Genomic DNA, 23338 nt, shown 5'->3' with positions numbered 1-23338 from the left:
CAGCAGGACGCACCTTTGAATTAAAATCTCTTATCTAAATAGCTCTTTTTATTCACCACAGCCACATGATCACTCTTATCAACATCCAACACATATCCGTAAGGATCAATAGCTACCGTTTTTGGTTTATGCCCAACAATGATTGAAAGTTTAGTTTTATGCTGGTTTATTTGAATCTTCTGAGCGTATACAGGTTTAGTATCAGCTTCCCAATCTGTTTCCAATTCATCAAAACAGGCCAAGTCTATTTCCAGATCTGGCAATTGCTTACTGCCGCCACTTAACCTTTCTGCATTTACCTCCAGATCAACCTTATATTTTCCATTTTTCAAAAGATTACAATTGAGCACTTTTATGCCTATATCGTAAGTAACTACCTGGTTAAAAGAATCATTTATAAATTTCTTCTGCTCAGGCAAAGCTTCCTTTAACATCGCATTAACCAAATCCCTTGCTGTAGCTTTTGGTTTCGGACTTTCGTGATCGGCAATAAACTGACGCAATATCGTATTGAATTTCTGCTCTCCCATTAGTTCTTTCACCGCATACATGGTTAATCCTCCTTTTTGGTAATGCACATAAGGCTGATCTAAAGTTTTGGTCAAGGGTAGCTCCTTTTCGTTGTTATTCCGGTTTAAAAAGTAGAGGTTATTATCGTAAGCCAAATATTTTCTTAAGTACATTTTGCCAAAGGCCTTTTCAATCAGCACATTTTCGGTGTATTTAGCCAACGATTCGGTGAGCATGGCATAACCTGCACCATCTGCAGGAGCCAATATATTTGCCCACCACTGGTGTGCAGTTTCATGCGCGGTTATGGCATAACTTTGGTCAATAGTACCTTTCTGACTATAATTTCCAAGAAAATTTATGTTCTCTGCACTAAAAACTACTCCAGGATAAGCTGTTGCAGCACCTTTATATTGAGGAATCTCGGCAATGGTTAATTGTTTTATTGGATATTTAGCAAAATTCAGATTCCCATAATCCAAGGCATCTCTAAGCGCCTTAAACATACTTTTCAGGTTATATTCTTGTCCAGGCTGATAATACAGCCTAAGATCTACTCCTTTGTACTTTTCCTTTTTTACCGCATACCTCGCACTGCTCAAGGCAAACATAAAATTTATGGGGATCGAAGTTTTGTATTTAAAATACCTTCGGTTATTGGCCATCCAGTTTTTTTGCAATTCACCAACGGTAATCACCTGCTGATCAATAGCTGTAGAAATTGTGGTTTCTAAATCGATCAGTTCGTAAATATTGTTAAAATTGGGCTTGCTGGCTATCTCAGCTAAACCTGCTTTTTTCCGGGCCCGTTTATCTTCGCTCTCAAAGTTATAGCAATAACCAAATTGAGGTACAATTTTCTCCAATTCAATATAAGATCCATTTTTTACAATCGAGTTTTCGCTATTAAAAGGAATAAATCCAGACCGGATTACTTCAATAGAAAAATCCATTATGACTTCTTCGTTAGGCTGCAGTGGTACTTTTAAAGTAATAAACTGCTGATTAAATGTTTCATCTCTTTCGCTTTTTTCACTTCCCCTAATGCTTATAGAAAATGAATTTACAGCAGGGCTGACGTAAGTCCAGATTTTGGCAATAGGTAATTTTGATTCATTTTTTAAACGGTAATTGCCCTTAATGGTATATTTTCCTTCGTTAGGATATAAATCTACATTCGTTTTAACAGCTTTAACTACTGGCTGGGGCAGGTCTGCCAGCGCCTTATATTTCTGCTCGTAAGCCAAGCTCCAATCTAACCGCTCCTGCTTATTTTTATATTTACCGACGATATTCGTTTGATGATAAATAAATGCCCCACAAGAAAACAAGGCTACCAGTGCTAAAGCAGTAATCCATTTATGTTGCTTAAATGCCAAACCCACTGATGCGAATCTTGCTTTAGTTTTAATATCAACCGAACGCTGCCACAGTCCAATGGTTAATATTGCGACAACAATTACAAAGGCCGACCAATACAGCATATACCATTTAAATGCGCCCGCATAATATCCAAAACCGTTAAAATACGAATGTAATAAACCAGGTACTGTTGCAAAGCGGAAAAGATAGTGTGCTAAGCCAAACCTTTCGGCATACGAAACCACGAAAACCACGATCATGCTCAGTAACATACCGAGATACTTGTTTACACTTAAATTCTGGATAAAAATTATAAGTACCACAAAAAGCAACAAAGGGAATGCGCTGTAATAGTACAACGATAAATACAAGGGCAATTCGATCTGGAAATAACCATGTGTAAGCTGCAGAACAATGCCGATCCCAATATTTAAAGTGACAAGGATGAAAACCAGTACAAAAAGACTCATGGCTTTTGCCATCCATAATGCTGAATTCTGAACAGGTGTACTGTAAATTAACGAATGAATATTTACTGCTTTTTCTCTGCTAATGGTTTCTGCAGCGTAAAAAATAATCAGGACCAGACCGAATTTCATTGAACGTATTTCTTCGATGATGATGCCTGTTGCCGGATAACTGTGAATACCATAAACACCACTGAACAGCTGGTCTTTTAACTCTACCCCAAATATAAAAACCCACAATAAGAGCATGACCATAATAGGGATATTTTTAAACAGGAATATCATTTCTAGTTTAAACTGTGCGAATAACGTGTTCAGATGATAACGAAAACCATTTGACAACACCACTATAGCACGGTAAGGGATTAACTTATTCTCCTCTACTTTAATTGTCTTAATTTTTATCTGTCGTGGCTGCTGCAAACGAAAATTGAATAAACGGTAGGTAACCAGCACTAGAAAGGCTGTAAAAACCAGCCACAGTAACCTGTTGAGTAAGAATGCGCCCGCTAACGGGAACAATTGTTGATTGCGCTGTAGATCGGTCCATGTTCTGGTTTCGCCAAAAAACGAGGCTAAAGCAAAGGGATCTAAAAGTAAAGGTAAAATATCGGCACTACTTGCTTTCATTGTCGAGGTGGCCAACAAAGGTGAATTGCCAAATATCGAAGCGAGCATATACAAAATGTAAATCAACACGCCTATCACATAAATTGCCCTTACATTTTTGGTTATTACGGCAGTACAGAATAAAATACATGCAGAGAACAGTACATTTGGAAGGGCAAAAACCAAAAGTGGCTGTAAAAAATAAGTGATACAGAACACACCTAACCGATCGGCATCGATAAAGAAAGTGCCTACATAAATACCCAAGGCCACCAACACCAGTAAACTAAAAACCGAAATGATGAGCCCCAAAAACCTGATAACAAAATAAGGGAGTTTTTTGATCGAAGTAGTAAAAACAACTGCTTCCATTTTATACATACTGTCCCTCAGCACCACATTGGCACTAAATAATGTGCCCGAAAAGATAGAGAAAAGCGAAAGCAGTGCGATGATGTTGGTGATGACATATGGCGAATTTTTATGCACGTCTTCAGAGCCGAATCCACCCTGTACCACACAGAAATATCCCAGCATAAAAAACAAAAGGGCGGCTACTTTGAATGATATTTGCCCGAAATGGTATTTCAGTTCAAATTTTAGTAAATCTATAATCATAACCTGGCCTCTAGATTTTGATTGGCAGAGCCGAATAATGAAGAAAAATATACCTCTTCCAAACCAGGATAAACAGCTTCGAAAACATCTGCAGGACATTCATCAGCCAGCACAAAAATGTGAAACTTACCCGAAATAATTTTTGTAGAAATTACATTGAAAATGGATGAATATTGAGCCAGATCTACCTTATCGATTACCCTTCGCCAGATTTTCCCATCTAACTTTTGAATCAGTTCTGAAGGTTTACCTTGTAAAATCAACTTGCCATTGGCCATCACAGCCATTTCAGAACAAAGGTCATTTACATCTTCTACAATATGGGTAGACAGAATGACCACACGGGCTGCACCGATTTCGCTCAATAAATCATGAAAACGGTTTCGTTCCTGCGGGTCAAGACCTGCGGTGGGCTCATCAACAATAATTAACTGCGGGTTGCCCAATAAGGCTTGCGCAATGCCGAAACGCTGTCGCATACCACCAGAAAAAGTGCTGACAGACCTTTTTCTTACTTCAAATAAATTGGTTTGTTGAAGAAGCGAAGTCACCTGTTCTTTTCTTTCGTTTTTATTTTGCAGGCCTTTTAACACGGCCAGGTGGTTTAACAGATCAAGCGCTGAAATTTTAGGATAAACACCAAAATCCTGCGGCAAATAACCCAGTTTATTCCGCATTTCCTGAGGATTTTGCAGCACATCATTTCCATCAAAATAAACCTGACCAGCGTCTGGCAGCTGTAAGGTTGCAAGGGTGCGCATAAGTGACGATTTACCCGCACCATTTGGCCCCAATAAGCCAAACATACCGTTAGCGATATTTAATGTAACCTCATCAAGGGCCTTTACCCCATTCTGATAAGATTTTGTAAGTTGCTGTATTTTAAGCCGTACCATATTAATTAGTATAAGATGGACGCAAATTAGACAGGCAAAACCACAGCAAATAATTTAAGTGACCAAGGCATTTAAAATGATGATGAAAACATAAAATGGGATTAAAATTCCTTTCATCATGGAAAACATGCCTTTCATCATCTAAATTTTACGCAGACTTCAAACTTTCATAACTTTAAAGATCGTTAAACGATTAGTCACGTTGATATTGTCAGGCTGAGCGGAGTCGAAGCCCCTTACAATTATATTAATCAAAAAAGCTTATCCTTCGACTCCGCTACCATCGGCGTTATTTTGCAATTGCTTACTAATAATATATTTGCGGCACTATACATTTCCACCCAACTAGGCCACAGCACCGTATCCCCGTTCCACTTAAATCCGGCCTAACAAATTTTTCGGTTTCTGCTGACCCAGCCACACCACTGACCTCTAAAGAAAAATTTTCAGCCGGCATTTTTTGTTTCTTTTTGATGCCAAAAAGAAAGAGCCTTTCGGCGGCGGTGAGCCGAGGCAAGAATGAGCCGCTGGGCAAAAAAGGATATGCGTCATTCATATTGTTTTTATACAATAAATTATCCCTCTGGATGACATCTTTTTAAGCGTTCCACAAAACGAAACTATAAATGGTCTCTGGAGACACACACCATGGAATACCCGTTACCTCATTTTATTTGCATACTTCCTCAGTTAGTGTCCTTACGAAGCGAAACCATAAATTCCTTTCATCATCGAAAACATGCCTTTCATCATCTAAATTTTACCCGAACTTCAAACTTTCATAACTTTAAAGATCCTTAAAAGATTAGTCATACTGATATTGTCAGGCTGAGGGGAGTCGAAGCCCATATAATTAGATCAATCAAAAAGATTGTCCTTCTACTCCGCTCAGGATGACATCTTTTTAAATAATATTATCCTATTTAACAAAATGCTCAATACAAAAAATTTCAACTACAACTATAAATACCAGGATTTTTTCATATTTGTTGGCCTTTTGTTGTGGATAGCCATATTTAACACTTACAGTGTAACCACCAATATTTGGCGTACCTATGCCAGCTGTATTTTGGCTTTGGGTTTCTGTTTGCTCCCTGTACTTATTTTTTCTTTTCTTAAAACCAGACTAAAAAACGTCCTCAGTCGAAATCGATATGTTGCTCACTGGTGCACATGCTTCTTCATCCTGCTTCCACTTTTTACTGACATTGCATTTTACCTGCAAATTGCGAAGCTTGATGATGCTGTTTTTATTTCAACAGCTTTGGCGGCTGTCGCCCTCGAAATCATGTTGATTGCTAATCAATATTACCAGAAAAAGGTGCAGCACATTAAATGGATCAAAAAAATTGGTCTGGAGAATGCCGTGCTCATTACCATCATATTACTTGCTGCAACCATCTCCGTAATGGCCGTTTCGAGTTTAGACAACCCGATTTACCAAAGGAAAGGCTTCCGTTTGGTTGGTTTCGAATTTGATATCAAACTGTTGTTGTTCAATTTTGGGACATTTTTAGGCTTCTTTTCACAATTCCTGGTGATGTATTTATGCGGATACCTGCTTTTCCTTATCAATAGCCGTTTACTCGTATCTAAAATCCTTAAAGAAAAGGGCTTGTTCATTTACCTTTTAACACTTTCAGCCACCATTGCTGTTCTTTATCCCTTATTGGCCCAATTGTTAATTTCGCTACCCATTAACACGGTTTTTGGCAGGAGTATATTCGTAATGAACCCTTTCGAATTGGAAAATGCGTTTGGCGCCTTTGCTATTATGCTGATTAGTTTACCTGTAGTTTTAGCGCTGCAATGGGGGAAACAGAACAATAGGATTCTCTCTTTGGAAAAGGAAAAATCGCAAACTGAACTCGATTTATTAAAACAACAGCTTAATCCACATTTTTTCTTTAATACGCTTAACAACCTTTATGCATTGAGCTTGCAAAAATCAGACAAAACACCAGAAAGTATTTTGCAATTATCAGAACTGATGCGTTATACAATTTACAAAGGGCAGGAAAAAACAGTTAAACTTTTTCAGGAGTTAGATTATATTGAGGGTTACATTCAATTGCAACAAATCCGTTTGCAAAAAACCTTAAATTTTGAATTTGATAAACAAGTTCAAAATGATCAGGTAGATATTGCGCCCCTCTTGCTCATTGTGCTTATCGAAAATGCATTTAAACATGGAATAGAACCTGCAGATGATACTGCCAGTTTGAAACTATCATTAATCAGCAATGATAAAACTCTCGTTTTCAGTTGCGAGAACTCCTTCGATCCTGATGAAGTAAACGAAATTAAAGGAATTGGGATTGATAATTTGAGAAAAAGACTCGAATTGCTTTATCCTGGCCGTTATAAATTGGAAATTACCGCCATTGCCAATATCTTTAAGGCAGAACTCAAACTCCAGTTAACATGAGCTTACGTTGCTTAATAGTAGATGATGAACCTCTTGCACACGGCGTAATAACTGAGTATGCAAAAGATATTCCCTTTATTAACATTGTTGGCAATTGTTACCGCCCTACAGCGGCATTAGATTTTTTGAATAAACAGCAAGTAGATTTAATTTTCCTGGATATTCGGATGCCTAAACTGAACGGCCTGGATTTTTTGAGAACCTTACAGCATAAGCCGCTTATAATTATAACTTCGGCATACGAAGAATACGCTTTAGAGGGTTTTGATCTGGCCGTTTGCGATTACCTTTTAAAACCCTTCCGATTCGATCGTTTTTTAAAAGCCATTAACCGGGCGCTGGAACTGTACAACCTTAAAAAACAAACTGATGGTCCTATTGAAATCGAAAAAGCAGAGACCAAAAGCGATGAGCAAATCTCAATTAAAGCAGACAAAAGACACATCCTTGTAAAAACCGAAGAAATACAATATTTAGAAAGCCTGGGTAACTATGTAAAGGTTTGGAAAAACGGTAATTTTATACTGACACCCAGAACATTGACCAGTTTTGAAGATCAGTTACCAGCCGATTATTTTATCAGAATTCATAAATCTTTTATGCTCAACAAAAAATACGTCGATTATTTAGCGGGCAATACAATAATGCTCAAAAATGGTCAGGAACTTCCTATCGGTAAAAATTATAAAGGGGTGATCAAACGTTTGCTCGATATTTAAGATTAAATTTAACCGATCTTTAACCAGCCTGTAATACTCATCCTTTGTTTATGTGTGAGCAATACTTCATGTGCCAGGTCTGAACTTTTAAAGAAAACACTTTTACCGTTATCGGGCGAAATATCCTGTTCCTCATCAGCATGATAAATACGTAGCTCTCCCCCGTCTTCTACTTTCCAATCGCTGTTCAGATACATAATCATCGAATATTGCCGGCTTCCATTGCTCTGGAACTGATCGATATGTTTTTTGTAGAAGGTGCCCGATTCGTAAAGTGTATAATGAAATTCGTATCCGGTGATACCCGTATAACAGGTACGGTTTAAATAAACCACAAATTTGTCCATCAGATCGAAGAAATCATTTTCGTGTTGGTTATTATGATTTCTGTCTAACCAGTAAATCACGTCGCTTCTAATCAATTTATCCTGATTAATAACAGTATCGTTACCCACGCCAGCATTTAAAAGTTTTTTATTTTCAAATAACCCGATCAGGTTATCTTTAAGATGGGCCGCTAAAGGAACACTTAAAAAGTTTTCAGCTATGCCCACTTTATCTACGATAAAACTATCGATAAGGCAGTCAAATATTTTTTCCAACAGATCTGTTTAATCTTAAAACAACGTGCCTAAGGGATGTAAGGTAGTCTTATTTAATGGCTAAGATGTCATTTCTAAAATTTATATTTGAAACCCCAAAGCGCTATTTATGCAAAATATTTTCCCCGCTCAATACTCCACTTTATCTGCTACTGCTTTAAAAGATTATTTAATTGATGCATATCAGTTAGATCCATCTACAACATGCCGGTTACTCATCAGAAATGTAAGTGATACCTATATTCTCGAAAATGAAAGCCGAAAATATATCTTCAAAATCTACCGCGATGCACACCGCAAACGCAATGAAATTGAAGCTGAAATAGAATTGCTCAATATTTTAAAAGCAAACGGGAACTCAGTATCTTACCCCATAACCGATGTAAATGGGAAACAAATTCAACAGTTTAATGCCATAGAAGGTTTAAGAAATGGCGTAATGTTTTCTTTTGCTGAAGGGAAAGTGATTTTGGACCTGGAAAATGCGCATCTTGTTCAATTGGGCCAAGACATTGCCACCTTGCACCAAAGTACTTCTACAATAAAGCTGAATAATGCAAGACCGGTATTCAACTTTGAAACGACTTTATTTGAGCCTTTGCGCGATTTAAAACCTCATTTTATAGAAATGCCCGAGGAATTTGAATACCTGACCAACATTGCCGATAAAGTGGTTAAAAAGTTCGAAAGGTTTGATACTTCAAAATTTAGCTACGGCTATTGCCATTATGATTTTTTTCCAAAGAATTTTCATTTTGATGAAGCGGGAAAAATTACCTTTTTTGATTTCGATTTTGCAGGTGAGGGTTACCTGATTAACGACTTAATGTCGTTTCTTAACCATTATTTCTTTCATCAACTTAATAATTTAATTTCAAAGGAACAGGCAGCAGAAGATTTTAATATCTTTTTAAACGCTTACCAGAAAGTTAGGCCGTTAACTGAAGATGAATTAAAAGCCATTCCATATCTCGGAATCACCTTTCATATTTTCTTCCTGAAATTCTTTTATGATAATTACGATGATTGGTCGAATGCCTTCTTAACCCCCCGATATACGAAACACCGTGTAACGCTGATTAAAAAATGGGAAGAAATGTATTGTAACTTTTAGGCAATGCTACCTCAAATCTCGCCATCCTTTTTTATCTTGTAAGGTAATTCAAAATCAATAAGATGGATCAGAAAATAATCAACCTGTACGATGAATATACCCATAGTCAGGTAAGCAGAAAAGATTTTATGAGAAAACTGGCTGTCCTGGCGGGCAGCACAGCATTGGCTATGACTATTCTGCCTATGCTAGAGAATAATTATGCCGCTGCAGCAGATTTTAACAGTGATGATATCGAAGTTGAAAATATTACCTACGCTGGTGTTGACGGTGATATGAAAGCTGTACTGGCCAAGCCAAAAGGGAAAAAGAACTTAGGCTGCGTACTGGTTATTCATGAAAACAGGGGTTTAAATCCACATATTATTGATGTAACCAAACGTGTTGCCGCCGAAGGTTTCCTGGCCCTTGGTGTTGATGCCCTTTCGCCGCTTGGTGGAACCCCGACGGATGAAGATAAGGGACGCGAGTTGATCGGTAAATTAGATCCTGAAAAGAACTTACAGAATTATTTAAAAGGATTGGACTATTTACGCAACAGAAAAGACGGCAATGGTAAAGTAGGCTGTGTTGGCTTTTGCTGGGGCGGTGCAATGGCCAATAAATTAGCCGTTAATGATCCTAAATTACAGGCAGCTGTTGCTTATTACGGTTCACAGGCCAATGTGGCCGATGTTCCTAAAATTAAAGCGAGTTTAATGTTACATTATGGCGGCCTGGATGAACGCATTAATGCCGGGATCCCTGCTTATGAGCAGGCATTAAAAGACAATAAAATTGATTACAAAATTTACATCTACGATGGCGTAAACCATGCCTTTAACAACAATACCTCACCTACCAGATATAATGAAGCGGCCGCAAAACTGGCCTGGAGCAGAACAATTGATTTGTTTAAACAGAAATTGGCGGTATTGACGCGGTAGTAATAATTTCTATCATAAGATCGTCATTGCGAGAAGGCTTTTTCAGCCGACGAAGCAATCTTAATGCGACAGTTCAATTATCCAGCGTTGTAAGATTGCTTCGTCGTTCCTCCTCGCAATGACGATTTCTTGCGACAGTGATGATTAATCGGCACGATACTTCTTAGCTGCGTCAGATGTCTTAGGTGGTAAAAAACCAACCTAAAACAAATCCGTCTTCAACATGGTCTTCAGAATATTCGATTGTACATCGAAATTATTGAGGTGGTTCAAGAAATTGATGTCAGATATTTTACCGTAACTATCTTCTAACAAATTAACAACCTCATTCGGAATTGCCGTTTTTAAAACCGCTGCGTTACTTTTTAACTTATCGTTTTTATATTGCAGTTCCTGTACAATCCGTTCCCGTTCTGAAAGATTATTAGACATATCCAAATCTTTCAAAATGGTTAAATCACAAAACAAAAACAGGTTTCTGCTTGGAAAAAACAGATAATAACTGTCTATATCTAAAAATTTATAAACTTCAATTACCAGTTCGCCTGATTTTAAACCAATGTAAAATTCGGTCCGAAAATCATACTTACACAACTTGCCCATTAATTTTTTCTCGATGGTTGCATAAACATTGGTATACACCTGTTTACTTTGAAAATCAATCAGTTTAGTAAATTGATCGGTGGTGAGGTCGAAATAAAAATCGTTGGCGTATCTGGAACTAAAAACATTGATATTTTTAGAAAAGGGAAAATCGGAACTGAGCTCAGAAAGCACACTGAATAGTTTCCGCAGCGACAGGTTTACTTTTAACGATTGTTTCTGTTTATCCTGCTGAAAACTTTTCTGATCAATAAGCGCACCTGCCATGCGGTCGATCAGCTCTTCATTCAGGTCAATTTCATCGTAAATGAGTGATACGTTTTTCTCATTGCTCTTTTTAATCTTTTTTAGCAGTTCGATCACACTATCGGTAAACTGAAGATGGAAAAGATCTAATTTTTCAATCTCTAATTCTTCGTTGTTGGCAAAAAGTTGATGAATAACCTGGCTTCTTAAATAAATTTTATAAATCACCTCATCATCAAAAAACACAGAGAGCAACTGTAAACGGTTGATCTCTGCGCTTGATTTTTTGATAATATTTAAACGGTATTCATCCATATTTTAATTAACTCACCCTCGTAACGTTCTTTTTTAACTCTGTTTCCAAAGTTTTAAGTTCGCCATCCAACACCCTTCTGCTCTGTGCACCCGCTTCATGGATCTGTTTAACCTCATTAAGCGTTTCAATTAACGATGAAGTGGTTCGTTTCAAGGTTTCCAAAGATACTACTGTTTTTTCATTCTCTTTGGCTACATCGATACTGTTTTGTTTCAGCATCTCTGCATTTTTCTGCAAAATGGTATTCGTGGTATCCGAAATTTTCTTCTGCATCTCTACATTGGCCTTTTGCCTTTGTAAAGCAACAGCAATAGTCAATTGGTTTTTCCACACCGGAATGGTTGTAGATACAATCGACTGTGCTTTTTCTGCAATTGAAGTATTATTATTCTGCACTACACGAATTTGCGCTAAAGATTGCAACATGATGAAACGAACAATTTTCATATCTGCCAGTCTTTTATCCAAACGGCTTATGAAATCCCTTAAATCGGCAATTTCATAATCCTGGTAATCAGCAGGCCGGCCTTCCATCTCAGCAAGTTTGATGTTCAGCTCGTTGTATTTCATCTGTCCGGCAATAATCAGTTCTTCCATTTGGTGGATGTAACCAACATTGCTATCGAACATGGTTTGCAGCGAACTGTTGTCTTTAATCGAATTTAATCTTCCAGCTTTAATTTTATTGGTGATTTTATCAATATTATTCACCACGACATCATACTTCTGGAAAAGTTTTTTCACATCGACAACCAGGCTTTTTAAAAACGGGATTTTAGAAATAAAGTTCTTAAATGCACTTTGCTCCAATTCAGAAACATCGATATAATTCAGTTCGGTAAGCAGTTCGTTAATTAAACCGCCAACTTCGCCACTGTTATAGGTCCGTACAGACGATAAAAACTCGTTACTGTATTTTTCCATTGAGTTTTGGGCATCGCTTCCGTAATTCAGGATAGAATTTACATCTGATGGTTCTAACGATTTTCCAATCTCATTGTATTTAAGCGTTTCCTCTGAGGTTATTTTCTCGAGATCCACATTGCCATCTTTATCCAGTTTAACCGGAGTAAGGGCTTGGGTAACGTTTGGGTTGGTTTCCATAGTTTGATTAATTACCAGCCTTATGGCTTATAAATAGTTTTGCGTTACAGTTTTAACGGTATCTTCGAGTTTTTTATCTTTGGTTGGTTCTCCAATGGCATTAAATTTCCATTCGCCGTTTTTCTTGTAAAAAACGCCCATTACCATCGATACGTGACCAGCAAAGTTGGCTCCGTTAGCAATATCGAATTTAGCAAAAACCTCGTTAACACGTTTCGTTGTACCTTCATAAATACGGATAGAAGCGAAAGGAATCGTACCAAAATCATGACCTCTAAAACTATTCAATACAAAGGCAACATAGTTTACATTGGCATCCAACTGAGAGAAATCAAGCGTGATTACCTCATTATCTAAGCCATCATCGCCACCCATATCGCCGGTTAAATCATCGCCGCTATGTTTTACAGAGCCATTTTTAGATTTTAGGTTGCCAAAATAAACTACCTCTAAAAGTTGTTTGTTTTCGTTGTATAATGCACAGCTCCCATCTAAATCTACCGCTTCTTTTGAAGATCCGAAACCGAAAAGGCCCTTCTTTTCAATGGCACCCCAGTTAATACCTACACAAACATTCTGAAGTTTGCTGCCATTACTTTTTTCCAGACTGATACGCTGTCCTTTTTGAAGATTGATTGCCATAATATTATTGATATTTGTTTATATAATCCTGTAAACCACCTTTCATACCTACGCCAACGGCTTCAAATTTCCACTTGCCTTCGCGTTTGTAAATTCTTCCAAATTCTACTGCTGTTTCTATAGAGAAATCTTCTTCTAATTCGTATTTTAAGATCACCTCATTTGTTACGGCATCAAAAATACGGATGAAAGAGTTTCTAACCTGACCAAAATTTTGTCTTCTGTTGTCAGCATCGTGGATGGTTACCACTATACAGATCTCGTTAACTTTAGCATCAGCTTTGGTTAAATCAATTTTGATCTGCTCATCATCGCCATCGCCATCACCGGTTAAGTTATCACCTGTATGTTCAACTGAACCATCTGGAGAAACCAAATTATTGTAGAACACAAAGTTTTCGTCTGAAATTAGTTTTTTCTGATCGTTTAGTAAAAAAATTGAAGCATCTAAATCGAATGCAGAACCTGTTGAAGAGCTGTTGGTATCCCAACCTAAACCTATTGTAAATTTAGGAGCATCGATATTTTCTCTTTGCCCCTTTTGCAAATTAATAGCCATATTTAAATTAATTTATAATTGTTGTTTTTGATATAGTCTTTTATAAGATGTAAATTTTTAGCATACGCTTCTATAGTATGGTAGTTATTCCCCAGGGATAGATCGTAAAGCTGATTGATAAAATCGGTACTTCTACGTTCTAAAAACAGATTAAAACTGCTCGAAGTAGTATTTAAAATGTATTTTACAATACGGGTATTAAACCTAAAATTGCCGCTATCGATAATTTCTTCCAGATCAAAAATAGATTTTATCTGATGGTAATTCAGAAAATTCTCTACATTGGGATGGATATTTTTATTGACCAGTTCGGCGAAATAAAGCATATGCATTTCGTTCTTTAAACCGTATTCCTTAGCCATTTTTAAGATCATCCGCTCATGGCTTCCGGTAATTCTGATATCATCCAGAAATAAAAGTGTTTTACCGGCGAGAAAATCTTTATCGATATGAAATGAATCGTTTCCAATCAATAAAAGTCTTTCTTCGGCACTTAACTCGCCATAATCTTCTTTATAGGTAATGGTTCTGTGCACTTTGGTTTCCTGTACCGCCAAACCACCATTTTCGACCAGCCAACGGTTAAGCTGGCAAACGAAATAATTTTTCATGGCGAAGGTGGCCGTCGGAATAAAACTATAAGGGCTAGAGATAACCACAATCTGATCGGTAATCACATTATCAGCTAAATAATAGCGGATAAAGCCATCGGCAAGGTCTTTTCCGAAAGATCGGGCCACCAGGTCATCGCCAAACTTAAAGCGACTGTAATCGTCGGCACTAAAGCCAAAATCGACTGTATTGTCTATTTTATGGAGTGAGAAATTATACGGTATCATAGAGTAGGTTTGAGATAGATAGGTGGTTAGAATTGATGAGCATACTGTTAATTCCCATTGCTTCTGCCCCACGAACATCAGCATGCGGGTTATCACCAACATGGATTACATCTTTTAGCATTAATTCCGGATGTTTTTCCCTATCGATGGTATCTAACATCAACTGAAAAAATCCGGTATTGGGTTTAGACATCCTTACTTCATCAGAATACAGTTGAAAATCGATAAACTGATCGATCCCCAAATGATTGATTACTTTTTTTAAGGTTTTCCCTTTTATAAAACCAGTATTGCTTAAAATATTGGTCGAACTTAAACCTGTTGATTTAAGCTGTTCCAATACGGTTAAAGAACTATCGCTATACAACAAAGGCATGTGGGCAAAAACCAGCTGTTCCATGTCGTGATCAATCTCCTGCAGATCCACATCGTGAAAATTGAAATCGTAATCATTGATCATACTGATAATCATTAAATACATTTCATCAGCATCTACATTTTTCCCTGTCCGCTCATTAATGGCATTTACCATTAAATCTACCTGGCGAAAAATAACAGCAATTTCTGCTAAATTTTTATGCTTAGTATTAAATTTATGGTAAAAATATTGGGTCCGCTCCTGTTTATACGCTGGATTTGATTTAATCAACGTTAACCAAAGATCGAATGAGTAATGTTTGTAAAAAGCCATTGCAATCTGTTTATAAATTCTAATATTACAAATTTGATTGTAATATTACCAAGGTTTAATTGTAAGATTTATCACAGATAAGCCTTATAATTTAAGATTTATCCAATACTTTTTCGGCATCGTCCGAAATGATGATATCGCTTTTGTGTTTTTTGGGATAGTTAAATAATAAGGATGTTAATACTGGTATAATGAAAATGGCTACCGTAAAAATAGAGACAAAAAGATCTGTTTTTTCACCTTCGATAGCATGAGAAATAGGCGATTCAGGATAGAAATGCGTTACTAACGATGAGGTAAGTTTAATTCCTAAAACAGCAATTACGATGAATGCTATCGTTTCTAAAAAGGTAAATTTCTCCATCAGTTTCACAAATGCCTGTGCTACAAAACGCATGGCCAAAATCCCGATAAAAACACCAATATAGATTAACCAGATATGATCGGTAAAAGCCACAGCAGCAAAAACATTATCTATAGAAAAGGCCAGATCCATTACTTCTACCAAAGCAACAGTTGCCCAAAAATTCCCCATTAAGCCAACAGTAGATTTATAAATCCAGCTTTTGCTTTTGTCTACTTCCTCTTCTTCGTCTTCCTTGCCTTTGTTATTCTTTTTTCTAAAATAATCGAAAGCCAGGTACAACAGGTATAAACCACCAAGTGGTTTTAGCCACCAGATTTTAACCAACCATGCAGCCAGGAACAAACAGATCCCTCTAAAAACGTAAGCACCAATAATACCATATTTTAATGCTTTTTCCCTTTGCGATTTTGGCAGATCCATTACCATAGTAGCCAAAACAGCAGCATTGTCTACAGAAAGCAAACTTTCGATCACAATTAAATTCAAAATAATTAATAGTCCGGCCTGTATATCGTCACCTAAAATTGTGTGCAAAAAATCCATTGAGCGAGTGTGTGTATGTTTTAAATTAAAGTTTTAGTTGACAGCAAAGAAACAAAATTTTATCAATCCCGATGCTTCAATCTTTTTTATTTGTTGAATCGTTTTACTGATTAGATACTTAATCAATAAAACTGTTACGTAGTACGATTGAAATTTTATTTGCTGATCTCCAATTGATAGATATTACCTTTCTCTCCCGCCAAAACAATCTGCTTACCTTTTTTGGCTTTTTGAACAGCATTAAAACTTTTATCAGAAATATGTTTCCAGTTTTGGCCGCCATCAGTAGAAATATCTGTTCCTGAAGTACCTGTAGCAACTAAGGTTTTAGCATTAATATAGATTACAGCTGATCGGAAGCCTAAAACCGGGGTAGCTGGCTTTTGCCAGGTTCTGCCTCCATCGTTCGTTAAAAGAATATTATTGATATTTTCTTTATCTTTTACATAGTTTCCGCCAACAGTTACACCTATTTTTTCGTTCAAAAAATCGATGGAGAAAGGACCTGTACTATTTTCGCCCTGTAAAATGGGGCATTTAAATACTTGCCAGTTTTGTCCATAATCCAGAGAAAAGTAAATGTTAGATACCGTTCCACCTGATGCAATCCAGGTTTTGCCACCAGGTAATGTTTTAATGGTTGTGCCACTTGCTGCAAAACTCGCTTCACCTTTAGCCAAATTGGCTTTTAGATTTGCTGAAATATCTTGCCAGCTTTTACCTGCGTCTACAGTTTTAAGCAACTGCATTTTATCATTTATGGGATCACCAAAAATGATTCCTTTATTTTTATCCCAGAAACTTAGCCCATCTAAAAATATAGCTGAATCTACATTTTTATAATTTTCTGTCCAGGTTTCACCACCATCTACGGTTTTCAGAATGTATGCCGGTGATGCTATGCCCACTATAATGGCCTGCTTATCGTCGAAAGCTTCAATATCTCTGAAATCGATTTTTTCGTAACCTTTTGGTTTTAACCATTTCCAGGTTATACCACCATCAGTTGTTTTACCTACCGATCCATTACTGCCACTTACCCAGATAACCCGATCTGATACAACACTTAACCCACGTAAACTGGTTTTGGTATTCTCGTTTAAGGGTTTAAAGGAATACGACTGCGCAGCGCAAAAAAAAGGTGCCATTAAAAGGCACCATAAAATTTTCTTCATCTATAAATTATTTTACCCGTCTAAAAGTTTCCGATCGCCCTAAAAGAGAAATACCTACATAACCACGAATGTTTAACACATCGTTACTTTTTAAAGACATGTTACAGCTGTATGTTTTGCCACTTTTTGGATCGTAAATTGTTCCATCATTCCACTTACCATCATCGTAAACAAAATCCTTTAATATTTCCAGATTCAATAAAGCGCGTTTCTGTAATTTTTCATCAGGGTTTTTGGCATCTAATTTAGGTTTACCATTTAAATTAGGTTCCTTCATCCAGGCTAGTTTCCCATAATATTTATCGCCTTTTTTATAAATTTCTATTTGCCCTTCGCCCGATGGATTAAGCCATTTGCCTACAATAGCATCTTTGTTCTGTGCAAAGGCAGAAAATGATACTGCAATAAAAAGCAGCATTAAAAATGGTAACTTTCTCATATTTTTTATTCTAGTTAGTTTCTAAAGATAATAATTACACCTTATATCGAAACACTAAATAAGGAGAAAAAGTATGAGATTTTTTAAAAACGGTAAAATTTACTTTGAAAAGATCGGCAAATACTTTGCACGATAAGCATAAAACAGGAATAAATTAAACAGCAGCATTGCGGCAACCATAGGTAAATCTTTCGGACCTAAAAATGCATGGTAAAGAAAAATGTTTAAGGTAACCGGGAAAATGATCAATGCGCCTAAAGGTGCCGTACGTGCGATAAGCAATAGTATACCACCAACCAGTTCGGTTATTTTGATCAATGGAAAAAGGTATACAGATGCCATCATGCCAGTCATAAAGCTGGTTTGTGCCGCTGTCATTTCCGGAGCCTTAGGCATTATATTAAGAAAATAGCTTACAGAAGCAAAAAGATACATAGCGGCTAAAAGCACGCGTACAATAATAACTGCAATTTTCATAGTGTTTTGATTTTGGTTTCTAAGTTTAAAAATAATAAAAGTTAATTATAGTTCATTGGGCATTTGTTCATTAGTCATTGGTACATCGGGCATTGGTACATTGGTGTATAATAACTTAATCTGTTTTGGTTGATGGTTTTATGGTTAATACTCTTAGTCCATTAACAATAAGCTATTGACCATTTTATAATAAAGCACCTACAGTTTACAACAAGACGCTGATACTTAATAACAGAGCACCTGCAATTTACAACAAAGGCACCTGCAGAATAAATTATTGACTCAAGACTGTGGACTAAGGACTCCCGACTAACATCTATTTGTTAATTATTATTTGGCTCTATTAGTTTAACCCAATTATTCACCAACTGCTCCAGCGCAGGTTGTTTTGCTTCAATATCGACCATACTGTAAAACCTTGCTTCGCGCCTATCTTTCCAATTGCCTTGTAGTAAAGATGGATCTTCAATCATATTTCCATCGTAAAAAATAAAAATGATCTGTACATATCCTTTAGCCCTAAGATTAAAAGCAGCCAGATCTTTTATATAAAAAAAACTTGGTGAATTCCACTTTACTCTTTCCTGCAGTTTAGGATTTGCATTCAGCATAATACTTCGTAACCGCTCGACTTCCTGTTTAAAAGGATGCTCGAGTTTTTCCATGTAATCATCAACCTGATCGGCTTTCTGCTCGCGCGCCTTACTGCTCATCTGCAAGTTTTGTTAATTTGATATCCATCCATGGTGCCCAGTTTTTACCATCAAATTGTTCCCATGCCCCTTCAATGGTATGGGCTTTGAAATTCCCTTTAAATCTTTCAGTATCGGCAAATATTAAAATGATATCATCGTAAATTTTAAGGGTTGATATTGAAATATTACCTTCATTATCGAACGATTGCGACCTAAAAATATCCTCCATATCATCATAGTGGGTAATTTCTAACGATCGGATCTTTTTATCACCAAACATGATATCTACCTGATGCATTAAGAAAAAACCACCGTCAACCCACTCGTAGGTATCAGTTCCAGTGATTATATCACCTGATTTTGTTAAACCTTCTGTTTTCCATTTGCCGATATAGGGATTTAGTAGATTAAACCTGTTGTTTCTCATAAATTTAATTAAAAATCAATTGCTATCCAGCTCGCTATAAATTTTATTTAACTGGTGTACGTGTCGTTGCGTATGATAAATTACAAAATAAACAGCCTCTAAGCGGGTTAGAAAACCATAACCTGGCAATTCATAGGAGCTGCAGGTCTTCGTTAAATCCAGGTCAGCTATAGAAGCTGAAATCCCATCCCTGATCTGTTTTAAGCTGTTTAATAATTCAGGTTGCTTATATGTCCTGTCTTCAGGGTAAATCTCTTTAGGCGAATCGTACTTCACATTGAAATTTAAAAAGTCGTTCCTGATTTGTTCTACCATGAAATCGGCCGGCTTATCTGTTTCGGTTACAGGGCCATTTATAACCTGTAGAAAGCCCGAATTTGATAAAATCATATGTTCAGCCAGTTGTCCGGCTGTCCAGCTTCCCTTAAATGGTACTGCATTAATTTGCGCAGTATCGAATTTCGATAAAGTGTTTTCTAACGCCGACAGCGTTTCGCTGGCTTCTCTAATTATCTTTTCCATAGTTTACATATAATTCATTCCAGGATAGTTTAATAACCTGCGCCATAGGGCAATCTGCCCGATGCAACTGGCTTCCCGATAACTGTTGAAGCTGATCATTTCAAACAGCGTGATCTCCATTCCGGGGATACTGAGTTTCTCCTCCAGTTTCTCGTCGGTAGCTTGGGTTAAAGCCTCCTGTAACTTTGGAGAAATTGCTGCCCAATCTTTAATAAAATCTTCAAGCAATGGATAAGTGGCATCATCCACAATTCCTTTGTTATCGGCAAAAAGTTCATCGGTTATGGATGGAAGATCGATACCGAATGATTTGGCCAGAAAATAGCGGCCATGCACCACACTCCCGGTAATCCAGGCAATATGGTTTGCTTTCGTATCCAATCTTTTCTGTGCGTCCTTTTGGTCTATCCCATCTAAAGCCCTTATTAAAAAATCTGTTTGCATTTCGTACAGCACTATAAAGCCGTACATTCTGCTACTTGTTGGGGTGGTTTTCATATGTTTACTAATTAGCTGATTAACTTAAAATAAAGTTAGTTGTTAATTTAGCCGAACATCGTTGCCGTAAAAGTCAATCTTAAGGGGCATTTCAGACAATTTTTATATATTTAGATACTTAAATTTTTAACCAAATGATACAAGTAGGTGTTTTACTGCCCCAAAATTTCAGATTATTAAGCATAGCGGCTATTTTGGATGTATTTGATACTGTTAATGGATTTTATCGGAAAGATGAACTCGAAACGCCATTTAACATTAGTTTGATTACATTGGAGGATAAAAATTATAACTTTAGTGAGCATCCTTGTGTGCCCTTACAGAAAGCTGCACATCTTGATCTCATTTTAGTGCCATCATTTGCAACCAACGATATTAAAGATGCTCTCGCAGCAAACCGAAGCTATATTCCCTGGTTAAACAAACAACATGCGGCAGGTGCAGAAATTGCTACTTTTTGTACTGGGGCATTTTTACTTGCAGCATCTGGATTGCTGGATGGTAAAGCAGCTACCACACATGTTGATGCCTGCTCGGCCTTTTCTAAGGCATTCCCCCTGGTTCATTTAAAGGCTGATAAAACGGTAACACAGGATGGAAAATTATTTACAAGTGGCGGAGCCACCTCTACTTTCCATTTATTGCTGCACCTTTTACAGCTTCATTGTGGAAAAGATATGGCTGTTAAGGTAGCAAAGATTTTTGCAATCGATATGGACCGTGTAAACCAATTGTACTTTAGCACCTTTCAACCCATCCGTCACCACAATGATGATATTGTTGCCTCTGCCCAGGAAAAAATTGAAAACAATTATCAGGATGTGGCTACCATCGAAGAGATGATTAAAGATATTCCTTCCAGTAGAAGAAATATTGTGCGCCGCTTTAAACAGGTAATTGGTATTACCCCTATAGAGTATCTTCAACAAACCCGTATCGAAGCAGCTAAAAAGTTATTAGAGCAAACTGCCCAGCAAATGACGGAGGTAATTTATAACTCTGGCTATAATGATCCCAAAGCATTCAGGAAAGTGTTCAGAAAATCAGTCGGAATGACGCCGACTCAATACCGCGATAAATTTCAGGCGAGATAAGCAGATCACTGATGAACAGCGGAATAGCAGATCGACGTCACACATCAACTAAATAAATAGTTTTCAACATTAAAATTAATTATGTTAATAATTAGTATAAAATAAATGCACCACCCTATATAATTTAAGATAACTTAACGTTATAATTACACTAACCAAATAACTATTTATATGAGCACATTCCTTTTAATCACAGCGGTATTTTATATTATTTCTTTTGGATTTATGTTGTACTGTTATTTCTCCGCTGAGCAGATTCCCAGCGATGATGAAAAATTTTAATCAGTTCTTTTCCCGTCATCAAAATTAACGTCTCCCTTTAAGCCAATACATTGAGCTTTCTCACAGAAAGACGATGAAATGTTATGGCCAAACTGACCGCTCTAAAAGCATCTATTTTATTTATTGGCGATCCACTTAATTAAGTAAGGAGCGGCTCCTGTATACCATAAAACTGCAGAGATTAAAAATATAGCGATCAATATCCATAAAATCGGCCATCCTTCAAATTTATGTTTTGAACCAGGGCTGTAAGACTCATTAAGGTTATTATGGTCATTGTCCATCCTATCGCCATTTTTCACCGGTTTCGGATTAGAGATATTGCTCATAAAATATTCAGTTAGAAATACAAACTTAAGCTATAAACCTATAAATCAAAAATTAGTTTCAACATTCTTGTATTTTAAAATCGATAAAAGATAAAAGTCGTTAAAACTTCAGCTATTCATATTTGGTTTAAACAAAACTAAGCAGAAAAACTTAAATAAAACGGCAAATATTGTAGAATTAGGAAGTCATATTTAAAAAAAAGACTTCATCGGCTATAACTACTGCTTAGAAAAGGCTTGTTGATATTTCAACGGGGTTTTACCTGTTATTTCTCTAAAATATTTATGGAAACTGGTAAAATTATAAAAACCGCAGTCGTAGCAGATTTCTTTAACAGTTAAATCATTTTCGATCAATAATTTACAGGCCTGGCCTACCCTAATTTCGTTCAGAAACTGCGTATAGGTTTTTCTACTTTTAGTTTTAAAGAATTTACAGAAAGAATTGGGGCTAATTTTAGCTACCGCAGCAATTTCCTTTAGTTCTATTTTATTTTTGTAATTGCTGATGGTATAATTATAAATAGATTGAATCCTATCTTTTTCATTCTCCAAAAAATTTGGCTTAAAACCTAGCGAAACCAAAATGTTTTTCTCTTCGCAATTGGCTATTTCAGTTAATACCTCCAGTATTTTTATAATCCTCATGGTGCCTGTTGCCTCAATAATCTGTGGCATTAAACAAGCTATTTTCTCTTTTGAGGTTCCCTGCAACTGAATTCCCTGCCGCGATTGCAGCAACACTTTTTTCAGCTCCTGGTTTTCGGGAAGGTCGAGAAAATCCTTGCCTAAAAAATCTTCCTTAAAATGGATCGCATAAACTTCAACTGTTTCCCCACCTAATTCATCAAAAAACTCTGGGTCAAAGCGCCAGTAATGTGGCAAATTGCTTCCGAGCAGAACAACATCGCCATCCTTAAAATTTTTAATGCTATCGCCAATAAACTGCGTTCCTCTGCCTTTTTTAACGTAGATCAATTCTAATGCAGCGTGGTAATGCCAACGATTATTTATATCGGGCATAATGTCTCGCCGAGCGCTAAAAGAATCTACCGAATTAGTAGATACATTAAGTAAATGCGGTTTCATAAAATCTTAAAAAATCAATCTAATATGCAAAATTATTTTGCATATTAGAAAATCGAGATAATATCATTTAATAATTAGATCATAAAGTTAAATTTTTATTAATGCTTAAGGGTTTAATTTGTAATACAACAACTAACCAAAAAGAACCTG

At 36.7% G+C, this 23338-nt stretch carries 24 protein-coding genes; 5 read left to right on the top strand and 19 right to left on the bottom strand.

What is annotated here, in order from left to right; genetic code table 11:
* Positions 1-20: 20 nt before the first annotated feature.
* Together ACTJKN_RS06580 and ACTJKN_RS06575 are read right to left on the bottom strand one after the other, a co-directional pair.
* Positions 21-3566: a M1 family aminopeptidase gene (locus ACTJKN_RS06580; RefSeq protein ID WP_440823551.1), complete on the bottom strand. Its 3546-nt coding sequence runs from the start codon at positions 3564-3566 to the stop codon at positions 21-23.
* Positions 3563-4462, bottom strand: coding sequence for an ABC transporter ATP-binding protein (locus tag ACTJKN_RS06575; protein ID WP_440823550.1), 900 nt, complete (start codon positions 4460-4462; stop codon positions 3563-3565). The genes ACTJKN_RS06580 and ACTJKN_RS06575 overlap by 4 nt, the downstream gene beginning before the upstream one ends.
* Before the next feature lie 931 nt (positions 4463-5393).
* Here ACTJKN_RS06575 and ACTJKN_RS06570 point away from each other — a divergent pair.
* Both ACTJKN_RS06570 and ACTJKN_RS06565 read left to right on the top strand, forming a co-directional pair.
* Entirely contained in the window at positions 5394-6890 is a 1497-nt protein-coding gene (locus ACTJKN_RS06570) for a sensor histidine kinase (RefSeq protein WP_440823549.1), read from the top strand.
* A complete protein-coding gene (locus tag ACTJKN_RS06565; RefSeq protein ID WP_440823548.1) occupies positions 6887-7609 on the top strand; it encodes a LytR/AlgR family response regulator transcription factor in 723 nt (240 codons plus the stop codon). The genes ACTJKN_RS06570 and ACTJKN_RS06565 overlap by 4 nt, the downstream gene beginning before the upstream one ends.
* 8 nt (positions 7610-7617) lie before the next feature.
* Here ACTJKN_RS06565 and ACTJKN_RS06560 read toward each other — a convergent pair whose 3' ends face one another.
* Complete coding sequence (locus tag ACTJKN_RS06560; protein ID WP_440823547.1) at positions 7618-8211, bottom strand: 2OG-Fe(II) oxygenase; 594 nt, start codon at positions 8209-8211, stop codon at positions 7618-7620.
* A gap of 109 nt (positions 8212-8320) precedes the next feature.
* Here ACTJKN_RS06560 and ACTJKN_RS06555 point away from each other — a divergent pair, with 109 nt between their 5' ends.
* Together ACTJKN_RS06555 and ACTJKN_RS06550 are read left to right on the top strand one after the other, a co-directional pair.
* Positions 8321-9325: a phosphotransferase enzyme family protein gene (locus tag ACTJKN_RS06555; RefSeq protein ID WP_440823546.1), complete on the top strand. Its 1005-nt coding sequence runs from the start codon at positions 8321-8323 to the stop codon at positions 9323-9325.
* A 62-nt stretch (positions 9326-9387) separates the two neighbouring features.
* Entirely contained in the window at positions 9388-10251 is an 864-nt protein-coding gene (locus ACTJKN_RS06550) for a dienelactone hydrolase family protein (RefSeq protein WP_440823545.1), read from the top strand.
* Positions 10252-10452: 201 nt separating this feature from the next.
* Here ACTJKN_RS06550 and ACTJKN_RS06545 read toward each other — a convergent pair whose 3' ends face one another.
* The 14 genes from ACTJKN_RS06545 to ACTJKN_RS06480 all read right to left on the bottom strand — a co-directional run bounded on the left by ACTJKN_RS06545 (position 10453) and on the right by ACTJKN_RS06480 (position 20394).
* Positions 10453-11415, bottom strand: coding sequence for a hypothetical protein (locus tag ACTJKN_RS06545; RefSeq protein ID WP_440823544.1), 963 nt, complete (start codon positions 11413-11415; stop codon positions 10453-10455).
* Between the two features lie 7 nt (positions 11416-11422).
* Positions 11423-12520, bottom strand: coding sequence for a toxic anion resistance protein (locus ACTJKN_RS06540; protein ID WP_440823543.1), 1098 nt, complete (start codon positions 12518-12520; stop codon positions 11423-11425).
* A 27-nt stretch (positions 12521-12547) separates the two neighbouring features.
* Positions 12548-13162, bottom strand: coding sequence for a TerD family protein (locus ACTJKN_RS06535; RefSeq protein WP_132402897.1), 615 nt, complete (start codon positions 13160-13162; stop codon positions 12548-12550).
* Positions 13163-13166: 4 nt separating this feature from the next.
* Positions 13167-13721 (bottom strand): TerD family protein, encoded by a 555-nt coding sequence (locus tag ACTJKN_RS06530; protein WP_131531209.1) that lies wholly within the window; start codon positions 13719-13721, stop codon positions 13167-13169.
* 2 nt (positions 13722-13723) lie between these two features.
* Entirely contained in the window at positions 13724-14560 is an 837-nt protein-coding gene (locus ACTJKN_RS06525) for a phosphoribosyltransferase family protein (RefSeq protein WP_440823542.1), read from the bottom strand.
* The gene (locus ACTJKN_RS06520; RefSeq protein ID WP_440823541.1) at positions 14547-15251 is read right to left on the bottom strand and encodes an HAD family hydrolase; all 705 of its coding nucleotides are present in this window, start codon (positions 15249-15251) and stop codon (positions 14547-14549) included. The genes ACTJKN_RS06525 and ACTJKN_RS06520 overlap by 14 nt, the downstream gene beginning before the upstream one ends.
* 91 nt (positions 15252-15342) lie before the next feature.
* Positions 15343-16161 carry a TerC family protein gene (locus ACTJKN_RS06515; RefSeq protein ID WP_440823540.1) on the bottom strand — a complete coding sequence of 273 codons (819 nt, stop codon included), beginning with the start codon at positions 16159-16161 and terminating at the stop codon, positions 15343-15345.
* 155 nt (positions 16162-16316) lie between these two features.
* The gene (locus ACTJKN_RS06510; RefSeq protein ID WP_440823539.1) at positions 16317-17336 is read right to left on the bottom strand and encodes a WD40/YVTN/BNR-like repeat-containing protein; all 1020 of its coding nucleotides are present in this window, start codon (positions 17334-17336) and stop codon (positions 16317-16319) included.
* A gap of 7 nt (positions 17337-17343) precedes the next feature.
* A complete protein-coding gene (locus ACTJKN_RS06505) occupies positions 17344-17775 on the bottom strand; it encodes a DUF2147 domain-containing protein (protein WP_440823538.1) in 432 nt (143 codons plus the stop codon).
* 99 nt (positions 17776-17874) lie between these two features.
* A complete protein-coding gene (locus tag ACTJKN_RS06500) occupies positions 17875-18252 on the bottom strand; it encodes a DoxX family protein (protein ID WP_440823537.1) in 378 nt (125 codons plus the stop codon).
* A gap of 323 nt (positions 18253-18575) precedes the next feature.
* Positions 18576-18965, bottom strand: coding sequence for a DUF1801 domain-containing protein (locus ACTJKN_RS06495; RefSeq protein WP_440823536.1), 390 nt, complete (start codon positions 18963-18965; stop codon positions 18576-18578).
* On the bottom strand, positions 18955-19374 hold the full coding sequence (locus ACTJKN_RS06490; RefSeq protein WP_440823535.1) for a hypothetical protein: 420 nt from the start codon (positions 19372-19374) through the stop codon (positions 18955-18957). Before ACTJKN_RS06490 ends, ACTJKN_RS06495 begins: the two co-directional genes overlap by 11 nt.
* Before the next feature lie 15 nt (positions 19375-19389).
* A complete protein-coding gene (locus tag ACTJKN_RS06485) occupies positions 19390-19896 on the bottom strand; it encodes a DinB family protein (RefSeq protein ID WP_440823534.1) in 507 nt (168 codons plus the stop codon).
* A gap of 3 nt (positions 19897-19899) precedes the next feature.
* Entirely contained in the window at positions 19900-20394 is a 495-nt protein-coding gene (locus ACTJKN_RS06480) for a DinB family protein (protein WP_440823533.1), read from the bottom strand.
* Between the two features lie 134 nt (positions 20395-20528).
* Between ACTJKN_RS06480 and ACTJKN_RS06475 the strand changes: the two genes are divergently transcribed.
* Positions 20529-21488, top strand: a complete 960-nt coding sequence (locus tag ACTJKN_RS06475; protein WP_440823532.1) for a GlxA family transcriptional regulator — start codon at positions 20529-20531, stop codon at positions 21486-21488.
* Between the two features lie 398 nt (positions 21489-21886).
* On the opposite strand, the gene ACTJKN_RS06470 is transcribed toward ACTJKN_RS06475, so the two are convergent.
* Both ACTJKN_RS06470 and ACTJKN_RS06465 read right to left on the bottom strand, forming a co-directional pair.
* Positions 21887-22099: a hypothetical protein gene (locus tag ACTJKN_RS06470; RefSeq protein ID WP_440823531.1), complete on the bottom strand. Its 213-nt coding sequence runs from the start codon at positions 22097-22099 to the stop codon at positions 21887-21889.
* A 219-nt stretch (positions 22100-22318) separates the two neighbouring features.
* Positions 22319-23188: an AraC family transcriptional regulator gene (locus ACTJKN_RS06465; RefSeq protein WP_440823530.1), complete on the bottom strand. Its 870-nt coding sequence runs from the start codon at positions 23186-23188 to the stop codon at positions 22319-22321.
* Positions 23189-23338: the final 150 nt, after the last annotated feature.

Source organism: Pedobacter sp. 22163 (assembly GCF_052045595.1).
In the GTDB taxonomy this organism is placed as follows: Bacteria; Bacteroidota; Bacteroidia; order Sphingobacteriales; family Sphingobacteriaceae; genus Pedobacter.
This window is presented reverse-complemented; position numbering and strand designations above follow the sequence as displayed.

Coding starts and splice junctions, on each gene's coding strand:
- ACTJKN_RS06535 (WP_132402897.1), bottom strand. CDS start 13,162: ATGGCAATCAATCTTCAAAAAGGACAGCGTATCAGTCTGGAAAAAAGT.
- ACTJKN_RS06470 (WP_440823531.1), bottom strand. CDS start 22,099: ATGAGCAATATCTCTAATCCGAAACCGGTGAAAAATGGCGATAGGATG.
- ACTJKN_RS06525 (WP_440823542.1), bottom strand. CDS start 14,560: ATGATACCGTATAATTTCTCACTCCATAAAATAGACAATACAGTCGAT.
- ACTJKN_RS06495 (WP_440823536.1), bottom strand. CDS start 18,965: ATGAGCAGTAAGGCGCGCGAGCAGAAAGCCGATCAGGTTGATGATTAC.
- ACTJKN_RS06530 (WP_131531209.1), bottom strand. CDS start 13,721: ATGGCTATTAATTTGCAAAAGGGGCAAAGAGAAAATATCGATGCTCCT.
- ACTJKN_RS06570 (WP_440823549.1), top strand. CDS start 5,394: ATGCTCAATACAAAAAATTTCAACTACAACTATAAATACCAGGATTTT.
- ACTJKN_RS06555 (WP_440823546.1), top strand. CDS start 8,321: ATGCAAAATATTTTCCCCGCTCAATACTCCACTTTATCTGCTACTGCT.
- ACTJKN_RS06520 (WP_440823541.1), bottom strand. CDS start 15,251: ATGGCTTTTTACAAACATTACTCATTCGATCTTTGGTTAACGTTGATT.
- ACTJKN_RS06510 (WP_440823539.1), bottom strand. CDS start 17,336: ATGAAGAAAATTTTATGGTGCCTTTTAATGGCACCTTTTTTTTGCGCT.
- ACTJKN_RS06490 (WP_440823535.1), bottom strand. CDS start 19,374: ATGAGAAACAACAGGTTTAATCTACTAAATCCCTATATCGGCAAATGG.
- ACTJKN_RS06575 (WP_440823550.1), bottom strand. CDS start 4,462: ATGGTACGGCTTAAAATACAGCAACTTACAAAATCTTATCAGAATGGG.
- ACTJKN_RS06505 (WP_440823538.1), bottom strand. CDS start 17,775: ATGAGAAAGTTACCATTTTTAATGCTGCTTTTTATTGCAGTATCATTT.
- ACTJKN_RS06515 (WP_440823540.1), bottom strand. CDS start 16,161: ATGGATTTTTTGCACACAATTTTAGGTGACGATATACAGGCCGGACTA.
- ACTJKN_RS06500 (WP_440823537.1), bottom strand. CDS start 18,252: ATGAAAATTGCAGTTATTATTGTACGCGTGCTTTTAGCCGCTATGTAT.
- ACTJKN_RS06540 (WP_440823543.1), bottom strand. CDS start 12,520: ATGGAAACCAACCCAAACGTTACCCAAGCCCTTACTCCGGTTAAACTG.
- ACTJKN_RS06545 (WP_440823544.1), bottom strand. CDS start 11,415: ATGGATGAATACCGTTTAAATATTATCAAAAAATCAAGCGCAGAGATC.
- ACTJKN_RS06550 (WP_440823545.1), top strand. CDS start 9,388: ATGGATCAGAAAATAATCAACCTGTACGATGAATATACCCATAGTCAG.
- ACTJKN_RS06475 (WP_440823532.1), top strand. CDS start 20,529: ATGATACAAGTAGGTGTTTTACTGCCCCAAAATTTCAGATTATTAAGC.
- ACTJKN_RS06580 (WP_440823551.1), bottom strand. CDS start 3,566: ATGATTATAGATTTACTAAAATTTGAACTGAAATACCATTTCGGGCAA.
- ACTJKN_RS06565 (WP_440823548.1), top strand. CDS start 6,887: ATGAGCTTACGTTGCTTAATAGTAGATGATGAACCTCTTGCACACGGC.
- ACTJKN_RS06480 (WP_440823533.1), bottom strand. CDS start 20,394: ATGAAAACCACCCCAACAAGTAGCAGAATGTACGGCTTTATAGTGCTG.
- ACTJKN_RS06465 (WP_440823530.1), bottom strand. CDS start 23,188: ATGAAACCGCATTTACTTAATGTATCTACTAATTCGGTAGATTCTTTT.
- ACTJKN_RS06485 (WP_440823534.1), bottom strand. CDS start 19,896: ATGGAAAAGATAATTAGAGAAGCCAGCGAAACGCTGTCGGCGTTAGAA.